The sequence below is a fragment of the Pantoea sp. Cy-640 genome (assembly GCF_011752635.1).
Taxonomy (GTDB): Bacteria; Pseudomonadota; Gammaproteobacteria; order Enterobacterales; family Enterobacteriaceae; genus Pantoea; species Pantoea dispersa.
The window spans coordinates 19,719-41,035 of sequence record NZ_VWXB01000013.1 but is presented as its reverse complement, the minus strand read 5'-3'; the positions used below and the strand labels follow the sequence as shown (position 1 = coordinate 41,035).

Sequence of the window (21,317 nt, the reverse complement as noted above, 5' to 3'; positions counted from 1 at the left end):
GAAACGGAAACGATTGCGTCAGGGAGTGGCATAGCAATTGCTATGAGGACAGGGGATAGCACACGACGTTCTGCTGCCAGCGGTGGCAAAACGTTGGCATAAAAAAATAATTTTCCTCACTTTTTCCGCGTCAGCTTAGCCATCACGCGCGGAATAGCGGGAAAACGCCTTGGCAAGAGAGAGCAGGCCTGCGGGCCGTCTCCGCTGATGAGAGATGATGATGTTAGAAAAACTTTTTAAATTAAAAGCTCACCACACCACGGTGCGCACCGAAATCATTGCCGGTATTACGACCTTTCTGGCAATGGCCTACATCCTGTTTGTGAACCCCAGCATCCTCGGGGCGACCGGTATGGATAAAGGCTCGGTGTTTGTTGCCACCTGTCTGGCCGCAGCCATCGGTTCGATTCTGATGGGCCTGATCGCTAACTATCCGATCGCGCTGGCACCGGGCATGGGCCTGAATGCCTTCTTCACCTATACCGTGGTGCTGCATATGGGCTACACCTGGCAGATCGCGCTGGGTGCGGTGTTCCTCTCGGCGGTAATCTTCTTTGCGCTGTCGATTTTTAAAATTCGCGAATGGATTATCGCCAGCATTCCGCTGCCGCTGCGTGCCGGGATTGCGGCAGGCATTGGTCTGTTCCTCGCACTGATTGCGCTGGAAGGGGCGGGCATCGTAGTGGATAACCCGGCTACGCTGGTCGGTCTGGGCGACCTGACTAAACCGGGTCCGCTGCTGGCGCTGCTCGGCTTCTTTATCATCGTGGTGCTGGAAGCGCGTCGCGTGACCGGAGCCGTACTGATCGGCATTCTGATTGTTACCTTTATCTCGATGGGCATTGGCCTGACGCCGTTCGCGGGCGTGTTCTCTGCGCCGCCGTCGATTGCGCCGACCTTTATGCAGCTGGATATCGCCGGCGCGTTCAACGTTGGCCTGGTGAGCGTGATCTTTGCGTTCCTGTTTGTCGACGTGTTTGATAACACCGGCACGCTGCTGGGCGTGACGAAACGCGCCGGTCTGGCCGATGAGCAGGGCAACGTGCCGAAAATGGGCCGTGCGCTGATCGCCGATAGCGCCGCTGCACTGTTCGGTTCACTGCTGGGTACCTCAACCACCACCAGCTATGTGGAGTCCGCTGCGGGCGTCAGCGCCGGCGGCCGTACCGGTCTGACGGCGATTGTGGTCGCTATTCTGTTCCTGCTCAGCCTGTTCTTCTCGCCACTGGCGGGTAGCGTGCCGGTCTACGCCACGGCGCCAGCGCTGCTGTTCGTTGCGGTGCTGATGGCTTCCGGTCTGGCAGAAATTGACTGGAAAGATGTCACCACGGCGGCACCGGTCACCGTGACCGCGCTGACCATGCCGTTGACATACTCGATCGCCAACGGTATCGCCTTTGGTTTTATTACCTGGACGGTGGTGAAACTGCTGAGTGGCCGCACCAAAGAGGTCAATGCGGCGCTGGTGATTCTGTCGATTCTGTTTGTGATTAAACTCGGCTGGCTGAGTGCCTGATGCTGTGTAACGGAAGCCCGCCCGGGCTTCCGTGTAAGTTGTTACATGCGCGCAATGATTGTTTGCGTGATGTCTCGCAATTCCTGCCTGTCGCCACTTTTCTCTTTCAGGCCTGTTGTTTACTGTCTCTCCGTAAATTCTGCCATGCGCAAATTTTTTGCCTGCAGTGGCGGGATCGTGGAATGTTTAATCGCTGCCGCTCTGCTTAAATAGCGGTGGAGTGAGGCGATGACACAAGGTTGCTGAAGAAGGACAAGATAATGGATTATCCCGTTTGCACGCTGCCGCATCGGTTGCCGCCTCGCCTTCTGGCGTTAAGAAATCAGGGAGCACCGCTAATGGTACGATTAACCCAACACGTAGAACAGCTGGCGAACACCACCCAGCTGTTACAGCAGGATGTTGCGGTCCTGACCGCGCGTTCTGAAAACCTTGCCACCAGAGCGGACGTGGAACGCGTGCGTACCGAACAGGGGCTGATGTGCAATCAACTGATGAATGAGATCGGTCAGGTGGAGAAACGCATCGATAAAAAGTTCGAACGGTTAAATGACAGACTGATCTGGACCCTCATGTTGCCGGCTATCCTCGCCGTACTGGCATGGTTTGTAAAAGTGGCGGTGCTGAAAATTTAAGGTTGCCTGCAGAAATCCGGCCCGTCCATGGGCCGGAACAGCGGATTTAGCGGAAGGGCGGTTCGTTGAAGGTACGTAGTTTCCTGGAGTGCAGTTTGTCACCCTCGGCGCGCAGCAGCTCAACCGCGCAGATGCCAATCTGCAGATGTTCCGAGATCGCGCCCTCATAAAAACGGTTGGCCTGGCCGGGCAGCTTGATCTCACCGTGCAATGGTTTATCCGAGACGCACAGCAGGGTGCCGTACGGTACGCGGAAACGATAGCCCTGTGCAGCAATGGTGGCGCTCTCCATATCCACCGCCACCGCGCGGCTCAGGTTGAAGCGTAACGCAGATGCGGAGTAGCGCAGCTCCCAGTTGCGGTCGTCGGTGGTGACGACCGTACCGGTACGCAGGCGCTGCTTCACCTCTTCGCCGGGCATACCGCTGACTGCTTTGGTGGCGTCGTACAGGGCACGCTGCACCTCCGCAATGCTCGGGATCGGGATATCCGGTGGTAATACGCTGTCCAGCACGTGGTCGTCACGCAGATAGGCGTGCGCCAGCACGTAATCGCCGATGCTCTGGCTTTCACGCAGGCCACCGCAGTGACCAATCATCAGCCACGCATGTGGGCGCACCACCGCGAGGTGGTCGCAGATGGTTTTGGCGTTCGACGGACCGACGCCAATATTCACCAGCGTGATGCCGCGACGATTGGGCGAGGTTAAATGCCAGGCGGGCATCTGATGTTTCTTCCACGCCAGATCCGACATCATCGCCGTTGGGTCCTGCGTCTCCGCTGTGATCACCACATCGCCGGCGCAGGCGAGACTGTCGTACGGCGTGCTGGGATCCTGCACCTGCTCAATCGCCCAGCGCACGAACTCATCGACGTAGCGCGTGTAGTTAGTGAACAGCACAAACGGCTGGAAGTGTTCTACCGCGGTGCCGGTGTAGTGACGCAGGCGCGCCAGGGAGAAATCGGTGCGCAGCGCGTCGAAATGCGACAGCGGGAACAGCGCGTCGGCGTTGAACAGGCCATCAGCGGTTTCATCGCCAATCTGCGACAGTTCGGTCGTCGGGAAATGGCGCGCAATACTGGCGCTCATGGAGCGGTCCAGCGACAGGTCGGAGCCATCAATCACATAGGGATAAGGGATTTCCTGCTGTGACGGACCCACCTCAATCAGCACGTCGTACTCTTTTTCGATCATCTGCAGCTGTTCGCTGAGATAGTGACGCAGCAGCGCCGGGCGCGTGATGGTCGTGCTGTAGCGGCCGGTGTGGGTAAAACGTCCCCAGGCGCGGGTGCGATTTTGCTGCGGGCCTTCACCCTGCCAGGTGATGCGCAGCTCCGGATAGACAAACAGCCCCTGCTGGCGCAGCCCGGCGTCCGGCAGTGTGCCGCTGGCGGTAAACGTGCGAATGGCGTTGCGCAGCGCTTCAACCGCGTCGTCATACAGACGCTCCAGTTGATCCAGCGCCTGTTCGGTGGTCAATCCGTTCCGTTGCGTATTCATAGATTCTCCTTCAGCAATTTGGACCGATTTGACCAGAGCATAGCGGATAAACCTCTCATCACGATGAAGAATCTGTGATCGACCGCATTCTGCACCATCACGGTGCTGGTAGGTGGCAAAAGGCTGGCTATGTTTATCAGGTGCAGGGAGGCCACATCGCACGTTTTCCGCCCGGCTGCGATGCCGCTGCAAAAAAATTGTCACCGATTGTCTTCTCTGGCGAGCTTTTTGCTTAAATTTCAACCGTGGTCGCACAGACCACACTGCTCTCGAAATGTTTCAGATTGATTTCTCCCAGGCCGTGGTATGGCTCCGTTCCTGACCCGTTGAGGATTGAAAGCATGTCTTTGAAATTCATAAAACACCCATTGAAGGTGGTGATGGCAGGTTGTTTAAGCATGGCGTTCTACGCGCAGGCTGACATAAAGATCGGCGTGGCCGGTCCGTTTACCGGACCGAATGCTACGTACGGTACACAATACTGGAAGGGCGCCAGCCAGGCCGCGGCGGACATTAACGCGGCGGGCGGCATAAACGGTGAAAAAATTGTGCTGGTGCAAGGCGATGACGCCTGCGAACCCAAGCAGGCAGTGGCCGTTGCCAACCGGCTGGTGGATCAGGACAAAGTGATGGCGGTGGTGGGCCATTTCTGCTCATCCTCGACCATGCCAGCCTCAGAGGTGTACGACGAGGCGGGCGTACTGGCGATTACGCCCGGTTCAACCAATCCACAAATCACCGAGCGCGGCATGAAAACCCTGTTCCGCATGTGCGGGCGTGATGACCAGCAGGGAACTATCGCCGCGAACTATATCCTCGATACGCTGAAAGCGAAGAAAGTGGCGGTGATCCACGATAAAGATACTTACGGTCAGGGGCTGGCGGATGCCACCAAAGCGGCGCTGGAGAAACGTGGCGTCAAAGAGGTGCTGTATGAGGGGCTGTCGCGCGGTGAAAAAGACTTCAACGCGCTAGTCACCAAAATCGGCGCGGTGAAACCGGATGTGGTCTATTTCGGTGGCTGTCATCCGGAGGCGGGTCCGCTGGTGCGGCAGATGCGTGAGCAGGGCGTCAATGCGGCCTTCTTCTCCGGCGACTGCATCGTGACGGAAGAACTGGTGACTGCCGCCGGCGGTCCGCAGTTCACTAAAGGCGTGTACATGACCTTCGGCAATGACCCGCGCACCATCGCGGATGGCAAAGCGGTGATTGAAAAATTCCGCGCCAGCGGTTTTGAGCCGGAAGGGTATACGCTGTACGCCTACGCCTCCATTCAGGCTCTGGCCGCCGCCTACAAAGCGGCAGGTAAAGACAATGCCAAAGCCAGCGACTGGCTGAAGGCCAACAGCGTTGACACCGTGATGGGCAAGAAGGCGTGGGACGAAAAAGGTGACCTGAAAGTCTCGGATTACGTGGTCTATCAGTGGGATGACAAAGGCAAATATCATCAGCTGTAATTCGCTCTGCGGCCCCGCGCGCAGCGGGGCCGTTCGCATCTGAGCGTGTCCGGTGCACGCCTTCTACCTGCGAGAGACAATATGGACGCCTTTTTTATACAGCAGCTGATTAACGGCCTGACGCTGGGCGCGGTCTACGGGCTGATCGCCATCGGCTACACCATGGTTTACGGCATTATCGGCATGATCAACTTCGCCCACGGCGAGGTGTACATGATCTCTGCTTATCTGTGTGCGATCGGGCTGGCGCTGCTCAGCTACTTTGGCATTCACTCCTTTCCACTGCTGATCTTTGGCACGCTGTTGTTCACCATCGTGGTCACCGCCGCTTACGGCTGGGCCATTGAGCGCATTGCCTATCGCCCGCTGCGTAATTCCACCCGGCTGGCACCGCTGATCTCTGCCATTGGTATGTCGCTGATTCTGCAAAACTATGTGCAGCTCAGTCAGGGACCGAATCAGCAGGGTATTCCTACTCTGCTCAGCGGTGTGCTGCGTATGGAGATCGACGGCGGCGTGGTGCAAATCACCTGGACCAAAGTATTTATCCTGGTGGCAGCGCTGTGCGGGATGGCGCTGCTGACCTGGATTATCCAGTACACCAAACTGGGCCGTATCTGCCGTGCGGTCCAGCAGGATCGGCGCATGGCGTCGATTCTCGGTATCAATACCGACCGGGTGATTTCGCTGGTGTTTGTCATCGGCGCGGCGATGGCCGGGCTGGCCGGGGTGCTGGTTACCATGAACTACGGCACGTTTGATTTCTACGCCGGCTTCATTATCGGCATCAAAGCCTTCACCGCGGCGGTGCTGGGGGGCATCGGTTCGCTGCCCGGCGCGATGCTGGGAGGTTTGCTGCTGGGCGTGGCCGAAGCGCAGTTCGCCGGGCTGGTGAACTCCGATTACAAAGATGTGTTCTCGTTTTCGCTGCTGGTGGTGATTTTAATCTTCCGTCCGCAGGGACTGCTGGGCCGGCCGCTGGTCGCCAAAGTGTGAGGAAGCCAGAATGAAGGCAATGACGCAAACAAGCGGCATCCGTCAGGTGCTGCTCGACACGCTGCTGGCCGGAGCTGTCGCGCTGGTGGTGTTCGGCCCGGTAGTGGGCGTGGTACTCAGCGGCTACAGTTTTACGCTGTCGCCGCTGCGCGTGGCGCTGCTGGTGGCGGTGGTGATGGCAGGACGTTTGCTGCTGGGGCTGTTTCTGCATACCGCCGTGGGGCGCCGTTTTCTGCGCAAGTTTGAGGGCAACGATGACGGCGTATATGTGCGTGAACCCGGTTACCGTTCGCGCCTGCGCTGGATAATACCGCTGCTGCTGGTTGTGGCCCTGGTGTTTCCGTTTCTCTCGAGCAAGTATCTGCTGACGGTGGCGATTCTCGGGCTGATCTATGTGCTGCTGGGACTCGGGCTCAATATCGTGGTCGGCCTCGCCGGGCTGCTCGATCTGGGCTACGTGGCATTTTATGCCATTGGTGCCTACGGGCTGGCGCTGGGCTATCAATATCTCGGGCTGGGTTTCTGGAGCATGATCCCCATCGCTGCGCTGCTGGCGGCATTGGCCGGTGCGCTGCTCGGCTTTCCGGTGCTGCGCATGCACGGTGACTATCTGGCTATCGTCACACTCGGCTTCGGTGAAATTATCCGGCTGGTGCTGAACAACTGGCTGTCGTTCACCGGGGGCCCGAACGGCGTCTCGGTGCCGTCACCGACCTTTCTCGGCCTTGAATTCGCCCGCCGGGCAAAGGAGGGCGGCATACCGTACCATCAGTTTCTGCATCTCGATTACAACCCCAACATGAAGTTCATCTTTATCTACGTCGTGCTGGTGCTGGTGGTGCTGCTGGTGCTGTTTATCAAGCACCGGCTGACGCGCATGCCGATTGGCCGGGCGTGGGAAGCGTTGCGTGAAGATGAAATCGCCTGTCGCGCCATGGGGCTGAATCACGTGCTGGTGAAGCTGTCGGCGTTTATGCTCGGCGCCTCAACCGCCGGTATTGCCGGGGTATTTTTCGCCAGTTATCAGGGGTTCGTTAATCCCACCTCGTTTACCTTTTTTGAGTCCGCACTGATTCTGGCCATCGTGGTGCTGGGCGGGATGGGCTCGACGCTCGGCGTAGTGCTGGCCGCGTTTGTGCTGACGGTGGCGCCCGAGCTGCTGCGCAGCTTTGCCGAGTACCGCGTGCTGCTGTTTGGCATGTTGATGGTGCTGATGATGATCTGGCGTCCGCGCGGCCTGGTGCGCACCGCACGCGTCGGTGTGCCGCTGAGAAAAGGAGTACGCCATGAGTGATGCCATCCTGCAGGTTGATAACCTGATGATGCGCTTTGGCGGCATCAAAGCGCTGAATGATGTCAGCCTGCGCGTGGAGCGCGGCTCGGTCACCGCACTGATTGGCCCCAACGGCGCGGGCAAAACCACGGTATTTAACTGTCTGACGGGATTTTATCGCGCCAGCGGCGGTCGCATTGTGCTCAATGCCCATCAGCGCAGCACCGATGTGATTCAGGTGCTGGGCCAGAAGATTCAGCCGGGTGACTGGCTGCGGCCGGCGCGGCTGGGCTCGCGTATCTGGTACAAGATGTTTGGCGGCGCACATCTGGTCAACCGCGCCGGTCTGGCGCGCACCTTTCAGAACATCCGCCTGTTTCGCGAGATGTCGGTGGTGGAGAACCTGCTGGTGGCGCAGCATATGCAGGTCAACCGTCAGCTGCTGGCCGGCATCCTCAATACCCGCGGCTATCGGGCCGCGGAGAGTCGCGCGCTCGATCGCGCTTTTTACTGGCTGGAGCGTGTTGATCTGGTCAGCAGTGCCAACCGGCTGGCCGGTACGCTCTCTTACGGCCAGCAGCGCCGGCTGGAGATTGCGCGCGCCATGTGCACCCGGCCGGAGCTGATCTGCCTGGATGAGCCCGCAGCGGGGCTTAATCCGGTCGAAACCGAGGCGCTGAGTCAGATTCTGCATCAGCTGCGCGCCGATCATCGCATCAGCGTGCTGTTGATTGAACACGATATGCCGATGGTGATGCGCATTTCCGATCACATCGTCGTGCTGGATCACGGTGACGTGATCGCCCAGGGCACGCCGCAGCAGATTCGACACGATGCGAAAGTGATCGCCGCTTATCTCGGCGCGGAAGAGGAGAGCGAGCATGGCTGAAGCAATGCTGGCGTTTGAGCAGGTGGATGTGTTTTACGGCCCGGTGCAGGCGCTGAAGCAGGTGTCGCTGACCGTGGCGGAAGGGGAAACCGTGGCGCTGATTGGGGCCAACGGTGCGGGAAAATCCACGCTACTGATGTCGATTTTTGGTCAGCCGCGCATTGCCAGCGGTGAAATTCGCCTGCGCGGAGAAGCCATCAGCCAGCGGTCGACCCATTTTATCGCCGCCAGCGGCATTGCTCAGGCGCCGGAAGGACGGCGCATCTTTCCGGATATGACGGTGGAAGAGAATCTGCTGATGGGCACCATCGCCATCGGCGAGCGCTACATGAAGCAGGATAAAGAACGCATGTACACACTGTTTCCACGTCTGCTGGAGCGGCGGAAACAGCGGGCAATGACGCTCTCCGGCGGCGAGCAGCAAATGCTGGCGATCGCCCGCGCGCTGATGAGCCGGCCGCGTCTGCTGCTGCTGGATGAACCCAGCCTTGGGCTGGCCCCGCTGGTGGTAAAGCAGATTTTCAGCATCCTGCGCGAGCTGACGCAGCAGGGCATGACGCTGTTTCTGGTGGAGCAGAACGCGCGCCACGCGCTGCAACTGGCGGATCGCGGTTATGTGATGGTCAATGGCGAAATTCGTCTAAGCGGCAGCGGCAGCGAACTGTTGCACAACGAAGAAGTGCGCAGCGCCTATCTGGGCGGCAGCGTCGGCGCGGGCGGGGAGTCAGCAAAAAGTTTGTAATAATGATTAAATGGTGACGGGAAACACTTTGCATAATCGTTAGCAGCCTATCATCATTATTACTCTACTTCTTAACCAAAGTGATTTGGTACTCCCTTGCAAAATCCTGGCGTAGCAGTAATGCGGGCGATAAGAAACACGGCGTGGTATCCCAAACGCCGTGCTTATCGCACGCTGTTGTGGCGTGAAATCACCCCACTGGCGGTGCCCATCTTTATTGAGAACCTGTGCGTGATGCTGATGGGGGTTCTCAGTACTTTTCTGGTGAGCTGGCTGGGCAAAGAGGCGATGGCAGGCGTTGGGCTGGCTGACAGCTTTAACATGGTGATCATCTCCTTTTTTGCCGCCATCGATCTCGGTACCACGGTGGTGGTGGCGTTCAGCCTTGCCAAACGCAACGGCAAGCGTGCGCGTGCGGCGACGCGGCAGTCGCTGGGATTGATGACGGTGCTGGCGTTTGTGCTGGTCATCGCCATCGAGTTCTGGGGGCATCTGATTGTTGACGTGATTGCCGGCAACGCCGAGCCGCAGGTCAAAGAACTGGCGCTCAGCTATCTGCAAACCTCTGCGTGGAGCTATCCGGCGGCGGCGATTGCGCTGATAGGCAGCGGCGCGTTGCGCGGTGCCGGCAACACTAAAATTCCGATGCTGATTAACGGCGGCATGAATATCCTGAATATCATCATCAGTAGCGTGCTGATCTATGGTGCGCTCGGCTGGGAAGGGATGGGATTTGTCGGTGCCGGGCTGGGATTAACCATTTCACGCTATATCGGCGCGGCGGCGGCCATTTACGTGCTGTATCGCGGCATCAGTCCGGCGCTGAAAATCACGCTGGCCAGCTATTTCCGCCGCTGGGATCGCAACATCCTGATGGAAGTGCTGGGGATTGGCGTACCGGCCAGTATCGAATCCGTGCTGTTTAACGGCGGCAAACTGCTGACGCAGATTTTTGTCGCCGGCATGGGCACCAATGAGATCGCCGGTAATTTCATTGCCTTCTCCATCGCCACGCTGATCAACCTGCCGGGTAACGCGCTGGGTTCTGCATCGACCATTATCACCGGCAGGCGGCTGGGGAAAAATCAGGTGATGCAGGCGGAGCGGCAGATCAAGCACGTATTCTGGCTGGCGATGATTGGGCTGTGCACGCTGGCGTTTATCACCGTGCCGCTGGCGGGCACGCTGGCGCGATTCTACACCCGCGATCCGCAGGTGATTGAGGTAACCAAACACCTGATCTGGCTGAATGCCGCCTTTATGCCTATCTGGACCGCCTCCTGGGTGCTGCCGGCCGGGCTAAAAGGCGCGCGCGACGCACGGTACACCATGTATGTATCGATGTTCAGTATGTGGGGTGCGCGCGTGGTGGCCGGTTATCTGCTCGGCATTGCGCTGGGCATGGGGGTGATTGGCGTCTGGCTCGGCATGTTCCTCGACTGGACGGTGCGCGGTATCTGTTTCTGGTGGCGTTTAACCAGCGGCAAATGGCTGAACAATTACCGCAAAATGCTCGCGAAGAGCAGTGGCCCGTCGGGCTGAGGAATCCCCACAAAAATGACAGGTACAGGGTTTTATGATCGGGTTATTGGCCAGCAAAAACAGATCGTACCCTATGCCTGCCATACCCGGCCCCGCCTCAAGCCGCACGGCTATTTTCGGACTGACCGCTGCCTTTCCGCTGGCAACCTAACTCAGCGCTTTCGTGAATTCGAACGTGATGTGACAACTGTGCACCTTGCCATTCATACGAAAGCGGGCCGCTTCAGCGGTTACTCAAATCTTCAAACTTGCAGCCCGGGGGCAGTACAGTACACAAAGCTTGCCTTTGTTGTGGCGGTTATACATCCAGCTGCGATGATTCAGCGCGAGTGAAATGATCGATGGCTGTCAGGCTGGCGCAGCCCAAACAAGCTGCCAGCACCGGCTCGTTACCCTGCTGATCCCTCGCCAGTAAACCTAAAAATTTTTTTTATTTTCCTTAAGAATTGTCTTTATTGCGCCGTCCTGAAAATGAGAGCTTTCTTAGTGCGATGGGTGTAGAGATGATGGCAGTCAACTGGCAGACGATAGATAAGGTTGTATACATCAACCTGAATAAACGCAAGGATCGCAGGGTGCGTATCGCTCGTCAATTAAAAGCAATTGGCGTACCACGTGAAAAGATTGTCCGTTTTGAGGCTATTGAAGAAGCGCCAGGCTATATCGGCTGTATTAAATCACACATTCTCGTGCTGCAAATGGCTCAGCAAAACGGCTGGAAAAATGTATTGATTCTGGAAGACGATATGGTTTTCCATGATGATATTCAGACCAAAAAGCGAATTGATCTATTTCTCTCCTCTTTACAGCAGATCAACTGGCATGTCGCGCTGCTCGCTGCCCACTATGATAACGTCGTGCCGTTAAAAAGTGTGGATTATATTGTTAAGCCGCAATATGCATGGTGCGCTTGCGCTTACATCGTAAACGGTGATTACTACGCCACTCTCATTGATAATTATGCACAAAGCTTGCAGGGGTTGCTGGCGGGTGGCCTTCCTCAGTGCTGGGCTTTAGATGTCCGCTGGAATAGTTTGATAAAACGTGACCGCTGGTTGGGTATCTTTCCCAATGCGGGCTATCAGGCCGCTGATAAAAGTGATATTGAAAACCAACCTGTTAATTATCGAGCTCATTTCGCTAAAAAATTAGATGAAATAGTCTGGCCAGTCTATCAACCTGGTGAAGAAAAGATAAAGGTGGATATCTTTTTCCAGTGGGCCCCCGGCTGGACTAACTTTGAGTCGGTATATCGCGCTATGCAGGCCAAACCGCATTTTGATTGTCAGATTATCCTTGCGCCTTATTTCAGTCGGGGCACAAAAGCACCGGATTACACTGCACAGCGTGATTTATTAAATGATAAGGGTATCCGGTATACCGAGTATCACGATTATGAGATTACGGCGCGTAAGCCCCATGTGGTTTTTTTACAAAATCCCTATGATGATGCACGTCCCAATGAACTGCAAAGTTTGACGCTTAATCGACGCAATATTTCTATCGCCTATATTCCTTATGGGTTAGATATGGGTGATGGCGAGAGAAACCGTGTTTATCAGTACAATCTTCCCTGTCAAAATGTTGCCAGGTGGGTATTCGTTCGCTCTCAGCGGCATAAAGATGAGTTTGCTAAATATTGCGAAAATGGCAATCAACACGTCTATGTTAGCGGACATCCAAAGCTTGATAACTATACATCACGCTTTGGCGCCCAGGCGGATGGCAAAGTTAATAAAGACAAGCCAACGCTATTATGGGCACCGCATTTCGTCATGCCTGATGATGAAAAGATGTGGTCTACATTTAATTTATATACACAGGCAATACTCGATATCATCAAACGTGATGACGTTAATTTGATTATCCGGCCACATCCGCTTTTCAAACAATTTCTGGATCTTCGTAAAGAGCGCGGAACACACAGCGAAACAGCTCAGAACTGGCAAATGCTGCGCGAATACTCTCATCTCAAAGCACATGTGGAGTGGGATTTTTCTGCTGATTATCGCTACGCCTTTTCACAATCAGATGCGCTGATGGCAGATGCAGGATCGTTTTTGCTGGAGTATTTACCGTCGCGTAAGCCAATCCTTTTCCTGACTCATAAAAACTGCCTCGGTATTAATAGTAGCGCTGAATTTATTTATGACGCTTATGACGTTGCGAATGAGTCCGCAGAAATTAAAACTTTCGTTGATAATCTTGTTTCAGGCAAGGATCCCATGCGTGATAAGCGACTGCAAGTTTTACGTGATGAACTTCATATGCCAGAGCAGGGCGCAGGCAGTGAGATTGTGAGAATCATTGAAAAAACCCTCATGCCCGCTGGAGTTCATAATAATGTCTTCTAAACGCGCCGCAATATTACTGGTTGCTGGTCAGGGAACGAGGATGGGGCATCTGACCCTGAATTATCCTAAATGCTTGCTGCCGGTTGGTGAAATCACCGTGCTGGATACGTTGCTGACTGAGCTGGTAAAATGCGACGAGCGTGAAATTGTACTGGTTACCGGTCACCAGTCATCAGTTGTAGAACGCTGGATTAAAGATAATTATGCCGATGCTAATATTAAGTTAGCGCACAATGATAATTATAAAAATGATGTCAACATATTATCCGTTGAAAAAGGTGTCAGCGCGCTTAATCATCCTGAATATGGCTATACAGTTATCGAAACGGATGTTCTGCTGGATCCACGTGTATGGCCGCGGTTAATGCAAGCTGAAAGGGGCAGTGACAGTTTTTGGCTCACCCATGGTTATTACAACTCTTGCCTCACTGGCGGTATTGTCAAAGCCAGTAAAGCTGAACCTGCTATAAAGAAAATTGCCTATGTGCCCGATTACGACTCCGCGTTTGATGGCTGGATGAAAATGGTCGGCTTGCTCAGTGTCTCTCCGGAACAGGTGGAAAACGATCGACGCCTGCGGCAGACGTTTTTACAGACAAGCACTCAGCAATATTACATGGCACCCTGGATTGTACACCGCTCTTGCTTACCCTGCCGTGCTGTAGATATTACGGATTTGTTTGCAAGATCTTTCAACGAAGAAGTCGATTACCGGCAGGCGGTTACGGATTATCATTTATTATTAGAAAATTTTGAGGCACTAAAATGAATGTAGAGTTTTTTGAACCACAAAAATTGCGCCATATTGAAAAATTCAGTTCACGTCGCGTTGAATGGTTGCGTGATAAAATTCTTCAGGAAGGCGTATGGGTAAAACCTCTGGCGCTTGATCTACACCATAATCTGGTGCTGGACGGCCAGCACCGAATGGAAGTCGCGCTCAGTCTGGGACTAAAAAGAGTGCCGGTCTTACGATTTGATTACGCCTCGGTGCCCTTAAGATCGTTGCGCGAAAATCATCAATTTGACTGGCAGGAAGTGGCGCGGCGTGCATTAATCAATGACATCTACCCTTATAAAACGGTAAAGCATGATTTCGTTGTACCACTGCCGGTATGTCAATTTTCGCTGCAGGAGTTAGGCTATCATGGTTGAAAATGCCATCATTCTGGCCGCCGGCAGAAGCCTGCAACGGGATGGTAAAAATAAAGTTTTAATTCGCCATCCCAAAACGCGGAAAACGATTCTCGACTATGCTATTGATGCCTTTCATGGGAAAAAAATTACCGTAGTGATTGGCTTTGGGGCGTTACAGATTATGGAGTCCTACCCTGATCTCAATTACGTTATCAATGACAACTGGGCAACGACTAATAATGCAATGAGTCTGGGATTGGCCCTGAATCAGATTAATAGCCCCACGTATGTTGTCTCGGGAGATATGTTTTTTTCTCCTCAACTTATCCATGAAATGGATCACGCTGAGGCAAATCTCGTTTTGACTCAGCAGCGGCATAATCGCATGCTGACCTCCATTCATTGTGACGTTAATCGCCAGAGCCTCGTGGAGGAGACATATCTGGGACCGATACGCGCCGCAGAGCACCCTGAGGCTATGGGTCTGTTTAAAGTCAGTGATATGGCACTCCTGAGTCAGTGGCATAAGCAATGCCTGCGTTATGGTAATTTGTATGCCGCCCAAACGTTACCGTGTCAGAAAACGACAGCACTCTACGCTCACGACCTGGGGGAGCATGCATTTAATGAAATTAATACGCTGGCAGATTACTGGCGTTTGATGCAGGAGGATCACGGTTAATGATACGAGCTATTACGCTGGGCTTGCCTTACTCCGCTATTTCCGACGGGCATTCTGAGTCACGTTTACATCACTTTCGCACGTTAGTGATTGATAAACTCCAGTCTCGTCGTTGGCCACTGCGAACATTACGTTTAACCCTGCCACCATTGAATGAACGTGATGAAGATGAGATTTATACCCTGCCAGCACGAATAAATTCATTCAATGCATTGGCTGAAAGACTTGATATTCGTTGGTTTTGCTTACCGCTGGACTTAACGCATGGCGATAATTACCGCGGACGGTTAGATGCCGCGTTTGCTTTACTCTTCAGGCAACCGCGTATGTTTCTGAATCTGATGGTTGCCGATGAACAGGGGATAAATATTCGAGCCAGCCATGACGTTGCCCGTTTCATGTTGCAGGTAGCACATCGCAGTAATAATGGCTTTGATAATTTTCACCTGGGTGCCTCATTGCGTTGTCCGCCAAATGCCCCATTTTTTCCGTTTTCCCGGCATGAAGGTGAGACACTGAAGTTTAGTTTTGCCCTCGAAACTACCGATATTGCTTTGGAATTGAGTGAGCAGGTACGGGATGGCAACATGCTACTGGCGGACTTTGCTGACCAGTTTATTCTTCGACTCTGCACACGCTTACGCGAAATTGATGCATTCGGTCATGAGCTGGCGTCTGATTCAGGGCTTGACTATGCCGGTCTGGATGCCTCGCTGGCGCCTTTTCCGGATGGCAGTATTTCTGTCGGCAGGTTAGTTGAAAATCTTGGTGCGCGTCCTGGTGGCGTTCAGGGATCACTCTTTATAACCAGTATTCTGACGAATGCGATTAAAAGCGCAGTCGCTATCAGTGGTGCTCGCGCTACGGGTTTTAATGGCGTCATGTTCTCAGTACTGGAAGATGATGCCCTGGCGAGTACCAATAATCGTCGTGCATTAAGCATTGATACGCTTAATGCATGGTCAACTGTTTGTGGTTGTGGATTAGATATGCTCCCGGTGCCAGGTTCGACTCTGCCTGAAGATATTGCCGCGATTATTCTTGATACGGCTGCACTCGCGGTGCGGTTAACGAAACCGCTCGGTGTACGTTTATTACCTATTCCTGGCGGAGAAGTAAATGAATTTACACGCTTTAATTATGACTTCCTCTGCAATAGCCGCATTATGAATATCGCGAAAAGTGATGTCTATTTTTCTGGTGATAATGAACGCTGGACGTATCGCTAAAATCAGGCTTAATAAAATGTTAGATGCAAAAAAAGTGAAGGTTTTTTGGGATCGTCGACCGGATAATTACAATAAATTATCGTTTGAAAGTTTAGCAAATCTGGAAAACGATCCAAAGTTTCTCGATATTAAAATTCGCACTGAGATGCAAAAAGTTTTTGCCTGGTTGCCTGACCTGACAGGGAAAACGGTACTTGATCTCGGTGCTGGGGTCGGGCAGTGGGCTTTTCGCTTTCAGCATCAGGGCGCAAAAAAAATCACCGCTGTAGAGTTTTCAGCTGCAATGATTGAAGTGGGTAAGCTTGAAGCCAGCAAACGCAATATTAATAATGTCGATTTCATTCTTTCATCTGCCGAGAATTATTGTAGCTCAGAGCAGTATGATGTCATTTTCATATCTGGCCTGATGATCTACCTTAATGATGAGCAAGCTGAAAAACTGTTAAGTAATTTGCGTACTTACAGTAAACCAGAAAGCACTATATTATTGCGTGATGGTACGGGTGTCGGTGAAAGATTCGAAATCAATAACCGCTATTCTGCGAATCTGCAAGCAGAATATTCGGCTACATATCGGACTGCTAAGCAATACGAAGACATATTTGCGCGGCATGGTTTCAGCTTAACCAGGAGTGAAAATATGTTCCCTGAAGGTCATATGCTTAATAAGTATTCTGAAACCCGATTACGTCTTTATCAGTTTGAGCAAACAAATGGTTAATATCTCACCTTTCTATGACGATGTTAGCTGGCCGGCAGATGAAGGTGTTTTAGGCGTCGTGGGCGTAGCCCCCTGGGCAACACTGGATTTTTGCCAGCAGCTGTATGGCCTGATTCAGGCAGATAAGGAGTGGCAATATCCGCGGCTTATCATTGATAATAATAGTAAAATTCCCAGCCGTGGGCGTCATTTGCAACTGGGTGAGCGTGATCCTTCTCCCTGGATTCACGCAACTATTACAGAACTCGCTGCTGCGGGTGCGACGGTTGCCGTTGTGCCTTGTAATACCGCTCACCTCCTTTGGTCGCGCTGGAGCAGGGACGCAGCTATTCCGGTTATTAATATTATTGATGCCACACTTGAGCATATTGCGCTTCAGGGCAAGCGGGTTGTTGTGCTCGGTTCGCAAATGCTGTACCAGAGCAGGCTGTATCAGGATGCGCTTACGCAACAGCACGCCGAGATCGTCAATGTAGCTGCCTCCACCCAACAGCTTTTGACACGCTGCATTAACGAGATAAAAGCCACAAAAAGCGTGTCTGAACTATCAATGCGGCAGTTAGCGGACGCCGTAAGTAGCTGGAAGCAACAGGGCGCTACGCACATTATTCTGGCTTGCACAGAGTTGAGTTTGTTAAAACACAGCGCCATCTGGCAGGAAATGACGTTAATTGATTCGAGCGAAGCTCTCGCGCGTGCCGCTTTGCGCGCCATATCATTTCGCCGCCTGCGTGATTAAGGCGGACGAATTCTTTCAATGATGAAGGGCCGCTTATCTCATTAAATTTTTCGCCCCGGGCCTGTGAAAATCCTGCTTTGATTTTCCCCCGGGCGGGGTAAACACCAATTTGTATCACACTGTATCTCCCGCCACACAACACACACGCCGTTGCATAACCCGCCAATCTGTACATATCCGCTATACATCGCCGTGGTCTTCTGTACGCATCAACTGAATGCATGGAGATACCACGATGTTAACCCGACTGTTTATTTCAACGTTACTGATGGGCGCCTCTGCGACCTGCGCCTGGGCGGAGCGACTGAGCGCTGCTGATGTGCTCGGCCCGGCGGCCGTGGCGCCACTGGATCATCCCCAGCCGCCTGCGCGATTAATTGTGGATGCGCCGCTGACCGGACCGCTGCGCAAGGGCGCGGTGTTTATCCAGTACCGGGCAGAAAACCTGCGCATCGAGCCAGTGTTTGGCCAGGAAGCGCTGAAAATCACGCCGCGCATCGGCCACATTCACGTCATCGTGGATGACAACCCGTGGCACTGGGCGGACACCAGCGGTGAGCCGGTGATTCTGGTCGGTCTGCCTGTCGGGCCGCACAAGGTCACCCTTATTCTTGCCGATCCCACGCATAAACCGATCGACAGCAAAACCATCACCTTTAACGTGCCCGTACAGATTGCACCGCACTGATTATCCGGAGATAAATTATGAAAACGCTATTACGTCAGACTCTGTTGGCAACGCTGGTTCTCACGGCGGCAGGCACCGCGTTTGCCGCTACCCCGGCCTCACACGATTACGCCGCTGACTTCAGCCACGTGCAGCAGATCAACGCGGGCGTGCTGAACACAGGCTATGTGGACATCGGTCCGCGTGATGGTCAGGCGGTGATCCTGCTGCACGGCTGGCCGTACGATATCCAGAGCTATGCGCAGGTGGCACCGGCGCTGGCGGCAAAAGGGTATCGGGTGATCGTGCCGTATCTGCGCGGCTACGGCAGCACGCGCTTCCTGTCGGATAAGACGCCGCGTAACGGCCAGCCTTCGGCAATGGCAGCGGACGTCGTGGCGCTGATGGATGCGCTCAATATCAAACAGGCCGTGCTGGGCGGCTTTGACTGGGGCGCACGCACGGCGGACATCGTCGCGGCGCTATGGCCGGAACGGGTAAAATCGCTGGTGTCGGTCAGCGGCTATCTGATCAGTAGCCAGCAGCTGGGTAAAAAACCGCTGCCGCCACAGGCCGAACAGCAGTGGTGGTATCAATTCTATTTCGCCACTGAGCGCGGTCGGCAGGGGTATGCCGCCCATACACACGACTTTGCGAAACTGATCTGGCAGCAGGCATCGCCCGGCTGGAAATTCAGCGATGCCACCTTTAACCAGAGCGCCAAAGCGCTGGATAATCCGGATCAGGTGGCGATCACTATCAGCAACTACCGCTGGCGCCTGGGCCTGGAAAAAGGCGAGCAAAAATATGCCGCTTATGAGAAAACATTAGCCACGTTACCGACAATTCGCGTCCCCACCATCACCATCGAAGGGGATAATAACGGGGCGCCGCACCCGGCACCGGAGACGTACCGCACCAGGTTCAGCGCCAGGTACCAGCATCGCACCTTCACGGGCAATATCGGACACAATCCGCCAGCGGAAGCCCCGCAGGCATTTGTGCAAGCCGTTGAGGATGCGGCCGCACTGTAGCGGAGTAATTCACGACCCGGACCGGCCATCGCGTGCCGGTCTTTTTTGCATAAGTGGCTGACAGGAGGCTGTTTTGGAGCACGTTGATCACATTCTGGTGGTGGATGATGACCGGGATATCCGCGAACTAATAACCGACTATCTGATTAAGTCCGGTTACCGCGCCACCGGTGCGGCCAATGGCCGCGAGATGCGCGCCGTGCTGAGTAGCAGCCTGGTGGATCTGGTGGTGCTGGATATCATGATGCCGGGTGACGATGGCCTGACGCTGTGCCGTCAGCTGCGCAGCGATCCCCGGCAGAACCTGCCGGTACTGATGCTTACTGCCCGCAGCGAAGAGACCGATCGCATTCTCGGGCTGGAGATGGGGGCGGATGATTACCTGATCAAACCCTTTGTGGCGCGTGAGCTGCTGGCGCGCATCAAAGCGATCCTGCGCCGTACCCGGGCGCTGCCGCCGAATTTACATATTACCGGGGCCGGCCGCATTATTGCCTTTGGCGAGTGGCAGCTGGATACCTCCGCGCGCCATCTGCTGGACAGCGACGGCGTGATTGTGGCACTGAGTGGCGCAGAGTACCGCCTGCTGCGCGTGTTTCTCGACCATCCGCAGCGTGTGCTGAATCGCGATCAGCTGCTCAACCTGACACAGGGCCGCGACGCGGAGCTGTTTGAACGCTCGATCGATCTGCTGGTTAGCCGGCTGCGCCAGCGGTTACGCGAAGATGCTCGTGAACCGGCCTACATCAAAACGGTACGCAGCGAAGGTTACGTACTGGCGAGCACGGTGGTGATCAAAGAGGCGCATCAATGAGGCTATGGCCGCGATCGCTGCTGTCACGCCTGCTGATTATTGTGTTGGGCGGGCTGCTGCTGGCAAATACTCTCACGCTGGCAAGCCTGCTGATTGAACGCATGAGCAGCGCTAAAAGCGTGATGCTGGGCAACCTGGAGTACGATGTGGCGACCAGCGTGGCAATCCTCGATCGTCTGCCGGCGGACGAGCGTCCGGGCTGGCTGGCGAAGCTGGCGCGCGGCAACTATCGCTACAGTCTGTCGCCGGGTAAAGCGGGGCCGTATCCCTCCAGCTGGCGCACGCGCGACGCGGTACGCTCACTGCAGGAGGCGCTTGGCGGGCGCTATCAGATGAGCATTCATGCGATTTCGGGGCCGCGGGAGCATATTCAGGTGCATCTGACGCTGCACGACGGCGCGCCGCTCACGCTCGATCTCTGGCCGCGCATGCCGGCGATTGCGCGCTGGCTGCCGCTGGTGCTGATGGGGCAGCTGTTGCTGCTGCTGTGCTGCGCATGGCTGGCGGTGCGGCAGGTGGTGCGACCGTTTGTGCGCTTTACCCAGGCGGTTGATGCGCTCAAACCGGCCGCCAGCCACGCACAGCTGATGGCAGAGAACGGCCCGGATGAAGTGCAGCAGGCGGCGCGTGCGTTTAACGCTATGCAGCTGCGGATTCAGGATCACCTCAAAGCGCGTGCGCAAATCCTCGCGGCCATCTCCCACGATCTGCAAACCCCGATCACGCGCATGAAGCTGCGGGTGGAGATGGCGGAGCAGCCTGAGCTGCGCGACAAACTGCTGAGCGATCTCGATAACATGAGCCGCCTGGTGCGCGAGGGCATCGCCTATGCACGCTCATCGGAAGTGCTGGAAGAGAAGCGCCAGAGCGTTAGCCTCAACGCGCTGCTGGATAGCGTAGTCTGTGATTATCAGGATGTCGGTAAAGCGGTGAACTTTGTGCCGTGCACCGGCCATGACACCTTCGCCGTGCGGCCGCAGGCACTCCGGCGCATCATGACCAACCTGATCGACAATGCGCTCAAGTTTGGCGGCGAAGCGGAGGTTGAACTCTGTTCACCCCAGCGTGAAAGGGTAGAGATTCGGGTGCGTGATAACGGGCCCGGCATCCCGGAGGAGGCGTTACAGGCGGTGCTGGAGCCCTTCTACCGCGTGGAGAGTTCACGCAATCGCCACACCGGCGGGACCGGGCTTGGCCTGGCGATCGCCACCCAGCTGGTGAGCCAGATGGCGGGCAGCCTGCAGTTGCGTAACCGGGCAGCTGGCGGGCTGGAAGCGTGCATCATCCTGCAGCGGCAGGATGTGTAACCTGATGTATCTGCCTGCCCGCTACACACATAACCCGACAAAACGGCGTTTCCCCGACACAGCCTGAACACATGCGGTGGAT

Annotated in this window: 22 protein-coding genes; 21 read left to right on the top strand and 1 reads right to left on the bottom strand. The window is 54.9% G+C overall.

Features of this window, described 5'->3' with window-relative positions:
* Positions 1 to 217: 217 nt before the first annotated feature.
* Together F3J36_RS23030 and F3J36_RS23025 are read left to right on the top strand one after the other, a co-directional pair.
* Positions 218 to 1,516, top strand: coding sequence for an NCS2 family permease (locus F3J36_RS23030; protein ID WP_247653243.1), 1,299 nt, complete (start codon positions 218 to 220; stop codon positions 1,514 to 1,516).
* Positions 1,517 to 1,854: 338 nt separating this feature from the next.
* The gene (locus F3J36_RS23025; protein ID WP_166720675.1) at positions 1,855 to 2,151 is read left to right on the top strand and encodes a hypothetical protein; all 297 of its coding nucleotides are present in this window, start codon (positions 1,855 to 1,857) and stop codon (positions 2,149 to 2,151) included.
* Between the two features lie 46 nt (positions 2,152 to 2,197).
* On the opposite strand, the gene F3J36_RS23020 is transcribed toward F3J36_RS23025, so the two are convergent.
* Entirely contained in the window at positions 2,198 to 3,652 is a 1,455-nt protein-coding gene (locus F3J36_RS23020) for an AMP nucleosidase (protein WP_021509819.1), read from the bottom strand.
* A gap of 74 nt (positions 3,653 to 3,726) precedes the next feature.
* Here F3J36_RS23020 and F3J36_RS23015 point away from each other — a divergent pair, with 74 nt between their 5' ends.
* The 19 genes from F3J36_RS23015 to F3J36_RS22925 all read left to right on the top strand — a co-directional run bounded on the left by F3J36_RS23015 (position 3,727) and on the right by F3J36_RS22925 (position 21,235).
* Positions 3,727 to 3,888, top strand: coding sequence for a hypothetical protein (locus F3J36_RS23015; protein WP_166720674.1), 162 nt, complete (start codon positions 3,727 to 3,729; stop codon positions 3,886 to 3,888).
* Between the two features lie 162 nt (positions 3,889 to 4,050).
* Entirely contained in the window at positions 4,051 to 5,109 is a 1,059-nt protein-coding gene (locus tag F3J36_RS23010) for a branched-chain amino acid ABC transporter substrate-binding protein (protein WP_021509821.1), read from the top strand.
* 81 nt (positions 5,110 to 5,190) lie between these two features.
* The gene (locus tag F3J36_RS23005) at positions 5,191 to 6,105 is read left to right on the top strand and encodes a branched-chain amino acid ABC transporter permease (protein WP_021509822.1); all 915 of its coding nucleotides are present in this window, start codon (positions 5,191 to 5,193) and stop codon (positions 6,103 to 6,105) included.
* Positions 6,106 to 6,115: 10 nt separating this feature from the next.
* Complete coding sequence (gene livM / locus F3J36_RS23000) at positions 6,116 to 7,399, top strand: high-affinity branched-chain amino acid ABC transporter permease LivM (protein ID WP_166720673.1); 1,284 nt, start codon at positions 6,116 to 6,118, stop codon at positions 7,397 to 7,399.
* Positions 7,392 to 8,267: an ABC transporter ATP-binding protein gene (locus F3J36_RS22995; protein WP_021509824.1), complete on the top strand. Its 876-nt coding sequence runs from the start codon at positions 7,392 to 7,394 to the stop codon at positions 8,265 to 8,267. Before livM ends, F3J36_RS22995 begins: the two co-directional genes overlap by 8 nt.
* Complete coding sequence (locus tag F3J36_RS22990) at positions 8,260 to 9,009, top strand: ABC transporter ATP-binding protein (protein WP_058771132.1); 750 nt, start codon at positions 8,260 to 8,262, stop codon at positions 9,007 to 9,009. Before F3J36_RS22995 ends, F3J36_RS22990 begins: the two co-directional genes overlap by 8 nt.
* Positions 9,010 to 9,129: 120 nt before the next feature.
* Positions 9,130 to 10,551 (top strand): EmmdR/YeeO family multidrug/toxin efflux MATE transporter, encoded by a 1,422-nt coding sequence (locus F3J36_RS22985; RefSeq protein ID WP_166720672.1) that lies wholly within the window; start codon positions 9,130 to 9,132, stop codon positions 10,549 to 10,551.
* 15 nt (positions 10,552 to 10,566) lie between these two features.
* Positions 10,567 to 10,884 carry a hypothetical protein gene (locus F3J36_RS22980; RefSeq protein WP_166720671.1) on the top strand — a complete coding sequence of 106 codons (318 nt, stop codon included), beginning with the start codon at positions 10,567 to 10,569 and terminating at the stop codon, positions 10,882 to 10,884.
* A 170-nt stretch (positions 10,885 to 11,054) separates the two neighbouring features.
* The gene (locus F3J36_RS22975; protein ID WP_166720670.1) at positions 11,055 to 12,905 is read left to right on the top strand and encodes a glycosyltransferase family 25 protein; all 1,851 of its coding nucleotides are present in this window, start codon (positions 11,055 to 11,057) and stop codon (positions 12,903 to 12,905) included.
* On the top strand, positions 12,895 to 13,674 hold the full coding sequence (locus F3J36_RS22970) for an NTP transferase domain-containing protein (protein ID WP_166720669.1): 780 nt from the start codon (positions 12,895 to 12,897) through the stop codon (positions 13,672 to 13,674). The genes F3J36_RS22975 and F3J36_RS22970 overlap by 11 nt, the downstream gene beginning before the upstream one ends.
* Positions 13,671 to 14,060, top strand: a complete 390-nt coding sequence (locus F3J36_RS22965; protein ID WP_166720668.1) for a hypothetical protein — start codon at positions 13,671 to 13,673, stop codon at positions 14,058 to 14,060. Before F3J36_RS22970 ends, F3J36_RS22965 begins: the two co-directional genes overlap by 4 nt.
* Positions 14,053 to 14,724 (top strand): NTP transferase domain-containing protein, encoded by a 672-nt coding sequence (locus tag F3J36_RS22960; protein ID WP_166720667.1) that lies wholly within the window; start codon positions 14,053 to 14,055, stop codon positions 14,722 to 14,724. Before F3J36_RS22965 ends, F3J36_RS22960 begins: the two co-directional genes overlap by 8 nt.
* Positions 14,724 to 15,953, top strand: coding sequence for a DUF711 family protein (locus F3J36_RS22955; RefSeq protein WP_166720666.1), 1,230 nt, complete (start codon positions 14,724 to 14,726; stop codon positions 15,951 to 15,953). The genes F3J36_RS22960 and F3J36_RS22955 overlap by 1 nt, the downstream gene beginning before the upstream one ends.
* Positions 15,931 to 16,674 (top strand): class I SAM-dependent methyltransferase, encoded by a 744-nt coding sequence (locus F3J36_RS22950; RefSeq protein ID WP_166720665.1) that lies wholly within the window; start codon positions 15,931 to 15,933, stop codon positions 16,672 to 16,674. The genes F3J36_RS22955 and F3J36_RS22950 overlap by 23 nt, the downstream gene beginning before the upstream one ends.
* A complete protein-coding gene (locus tag F3J36_RS22945; protein WP_166720664.1) occupies positions 16,667 to 17,413 on the top strand; it encodes an aspartate/glutamate racemase family protein in 747 nt (248 codons plus the stop codon). Before F3J36_RS22950 ends, F3J36_RS22945 begins: the two co-directional genes overlap by 8 nt.
* A gap of 235 nt (positions 17,414 to 17,648) precedes the next feature.
* Positions 17,649 to 18,101, top strand: coding sequence for a DUF6130 family protein (locus tag F3J36_RS22940; RefSeq protein ID WP_166720663.1), 453 nt, complete (start codon positions 17,649 to 17,651; stop codon positions 18,099 to 18,101).
* Between the two features lie 17 nt (positions 18,102 to 18,118).
* On the top strand, positions 18,119 to 19,114 hold the full coding sequence (locus tag F3J36_RS22935) for an alpha/beta fold hydrolase (protein WP_166720662.1): 996 nt from the start codon (positions 18,119 to 18,121) through the stop codon (positions 19,112 to 19,114).
* 73 nt (positions 19,115 to 19,187) lie between these two features.
* On the top strand, positions 19,188 to 19,928 hold the full coding sequence (locus F3J36_RS22930; protein ID WP_021509836.1) for a response regulator: 741 nt from the start codon (positions 19,188 to 19,190) through the stop codon (positions 19,926 to 19,928).
* Positions 19,925 to 21,235: a HAMP domain-containing sensor histidine kinase gene (locus tag F3J36_RS22925; RefSeq protein WP_166720661.1), complete on the top strand. Its 1,311-nt coding sequence runs from the start codon at positions 19,925 to 19,927 to the stop codon at positions 21,233 to 21,235. The genes F3J36_RS22930 and F3J36_RS22925 overlap by 4 nt, the downstream gene beginning before the upstream one ends.
* Positions 21,236 to 21,317: the final 82 nt, after the last annotated feature.

What these genes read in the sequence shown, in the direction of transcription:
- livM (WP_166720673.1), top strand. Translation starts at nt 6,116, where the DNA reads ATGAAGGCAATGACGCAAACAAGCGGCATCCGTCAGGTGCTGCTCGAC.
- F3J36_RS22925 (WP_166720661.1), top strand. Translation starts at nt 19,925, where the DNA reads ATGAGGCTATGGCCGCGATCGCTGCTGTCACGCCTGCTGATTATTGTG.
- F3J36_RS22960 (WP_166720667.1), top strand. Translation starts at nt 14,053, where the DNA reads ATGGTTGAAAATGCCATCATTCTGGCCGCCGGCAGAAGCCTGCAACGG.
- F3J36_RS23025 (WP_166720675.1), top strand. Translation starts at nt 1,855, where the DNA reads ATGGTACGATTAACCCAACACGTAGAACAGCTGGCGAACACCACCCAG.
- F3J36_RS22990 (WP_058771132.1), top strand. Translation starts at nt 8,260, where the DNA reads ATGGCTGAAGCAATGCTGGCGTTTGAGCAGGTGGATGTGTTTTACGGC.
- F3J36_RS23020 (WP_021509819.1), bottom strand. Translation starts at nt 3,652, where the DNA reads ATGAATACGCAACGGAACGGATTGACCACCGAACAGGCGCTGGATCAA.
- F3J36_RS22975 (WP_166720670.1), top strand. Translation starts at nt 11,055, where the DNA reads ATGATGGCAGTCAACTGGCAGACGATAGATAAGGTTGTATACATCAAC.
- F3J36_RS22995 (WP_021509824.1), top strand. Translation starts at nt 7,392, where the DNA reads ATGAGTGATGCCATCCTGCAGGTTGATAACCTGATGATGCGCTTTGGC.
- F3J36_RS22965 (WP_166720668.1), top strand. Translation starts at nt 13,671, where the DNA reads ATGAATGTAGAGTTTTTTGAACCACAAAAATTGCGCCATATTGAAAAA.
- F3J36_RS22970 (WP_166720669.1), top strand. Translation starts at nt 12,895, where the DNA reads ATGTCTTCTAAACGCGCCGCAATATTACTGGTTGCTGGTCAGGGAACG.
- F3J36_RS23010 (WP_021509821.1), top strand. Translation starts at nt 4,051, where the DNA reads ATGGCGTTCTACGCGCAGGCTGACATAAAGATCGGCGTGGCCGGTCCG.
- F3J36_RS22945 (WP_166720664.1), top strand. Translation starts at nt 16,667, where the DNA reads ATGGTTAATATCTCACCTTTCTATGACGATGTTAGCTGGCCGGCAGAT.
- F3J36_RS22940 (WP_166720663.1), top strand. Translation starts at nt 17,649, where the DNA reads ATGTTAACCCGACTGTTTATTTCAACGTTACTGATGGGCGCCTCTGCG.
- F3J36_RS22955 (WP_166720666.1), top strand. Translation starts at nt 14,724, where the DNA reads ATGATACGAGCTATTACGCTGGGCTTGCCTTACTCCGCTATTTCCGAC.
- F3J36_RS22980 (WP_166720671.1), top strand. Translation starts at nt 10,567, where the DNA reads ATGACAGGTACAGGGTTTTATGATCGGGTTATTGGCCAGCAAAAACAG.
- F3J36_RS22935 (WP_166720662.1), top strand. Translation starts at nt 18,119, where the DNA reads ATGAAAACGCTATTACGTCAGACTCTGTTGGCAACGCTGGTTCTCACG.
- F3J36_RS23030 (WP_247653243.1), top strand. Translation starts at nt 218, where the DNA reads ATGATGTTAGAAAAACTTTTTAAATTAAAAGCTCACCACACCACGGTG.
- F3J36_RS22950 (WP_166720665.1), top strand. Translation starts at nt 15,931, where the DNA reads ATGAACGCTGGACGTATCGCTAAAATCAGGCTTAATAAAATGTTAGAT.
- F3J36_RS22985 (WP_166720672.1), top strand. Translation starts at nt 9,130, where the DNA reads ATGCGGGCGATAAGAAACACGGCGTGGTATCCCAAACGCCGTGCTTAT.
- F3J36_RS23005 (WP_021509822.1), top strand. Translation starts at nt 5,191, where the DNA reads ATGGACGCCTTTTTTATACAGCAGCTGATTAACGGCCTGACGCTGGGC.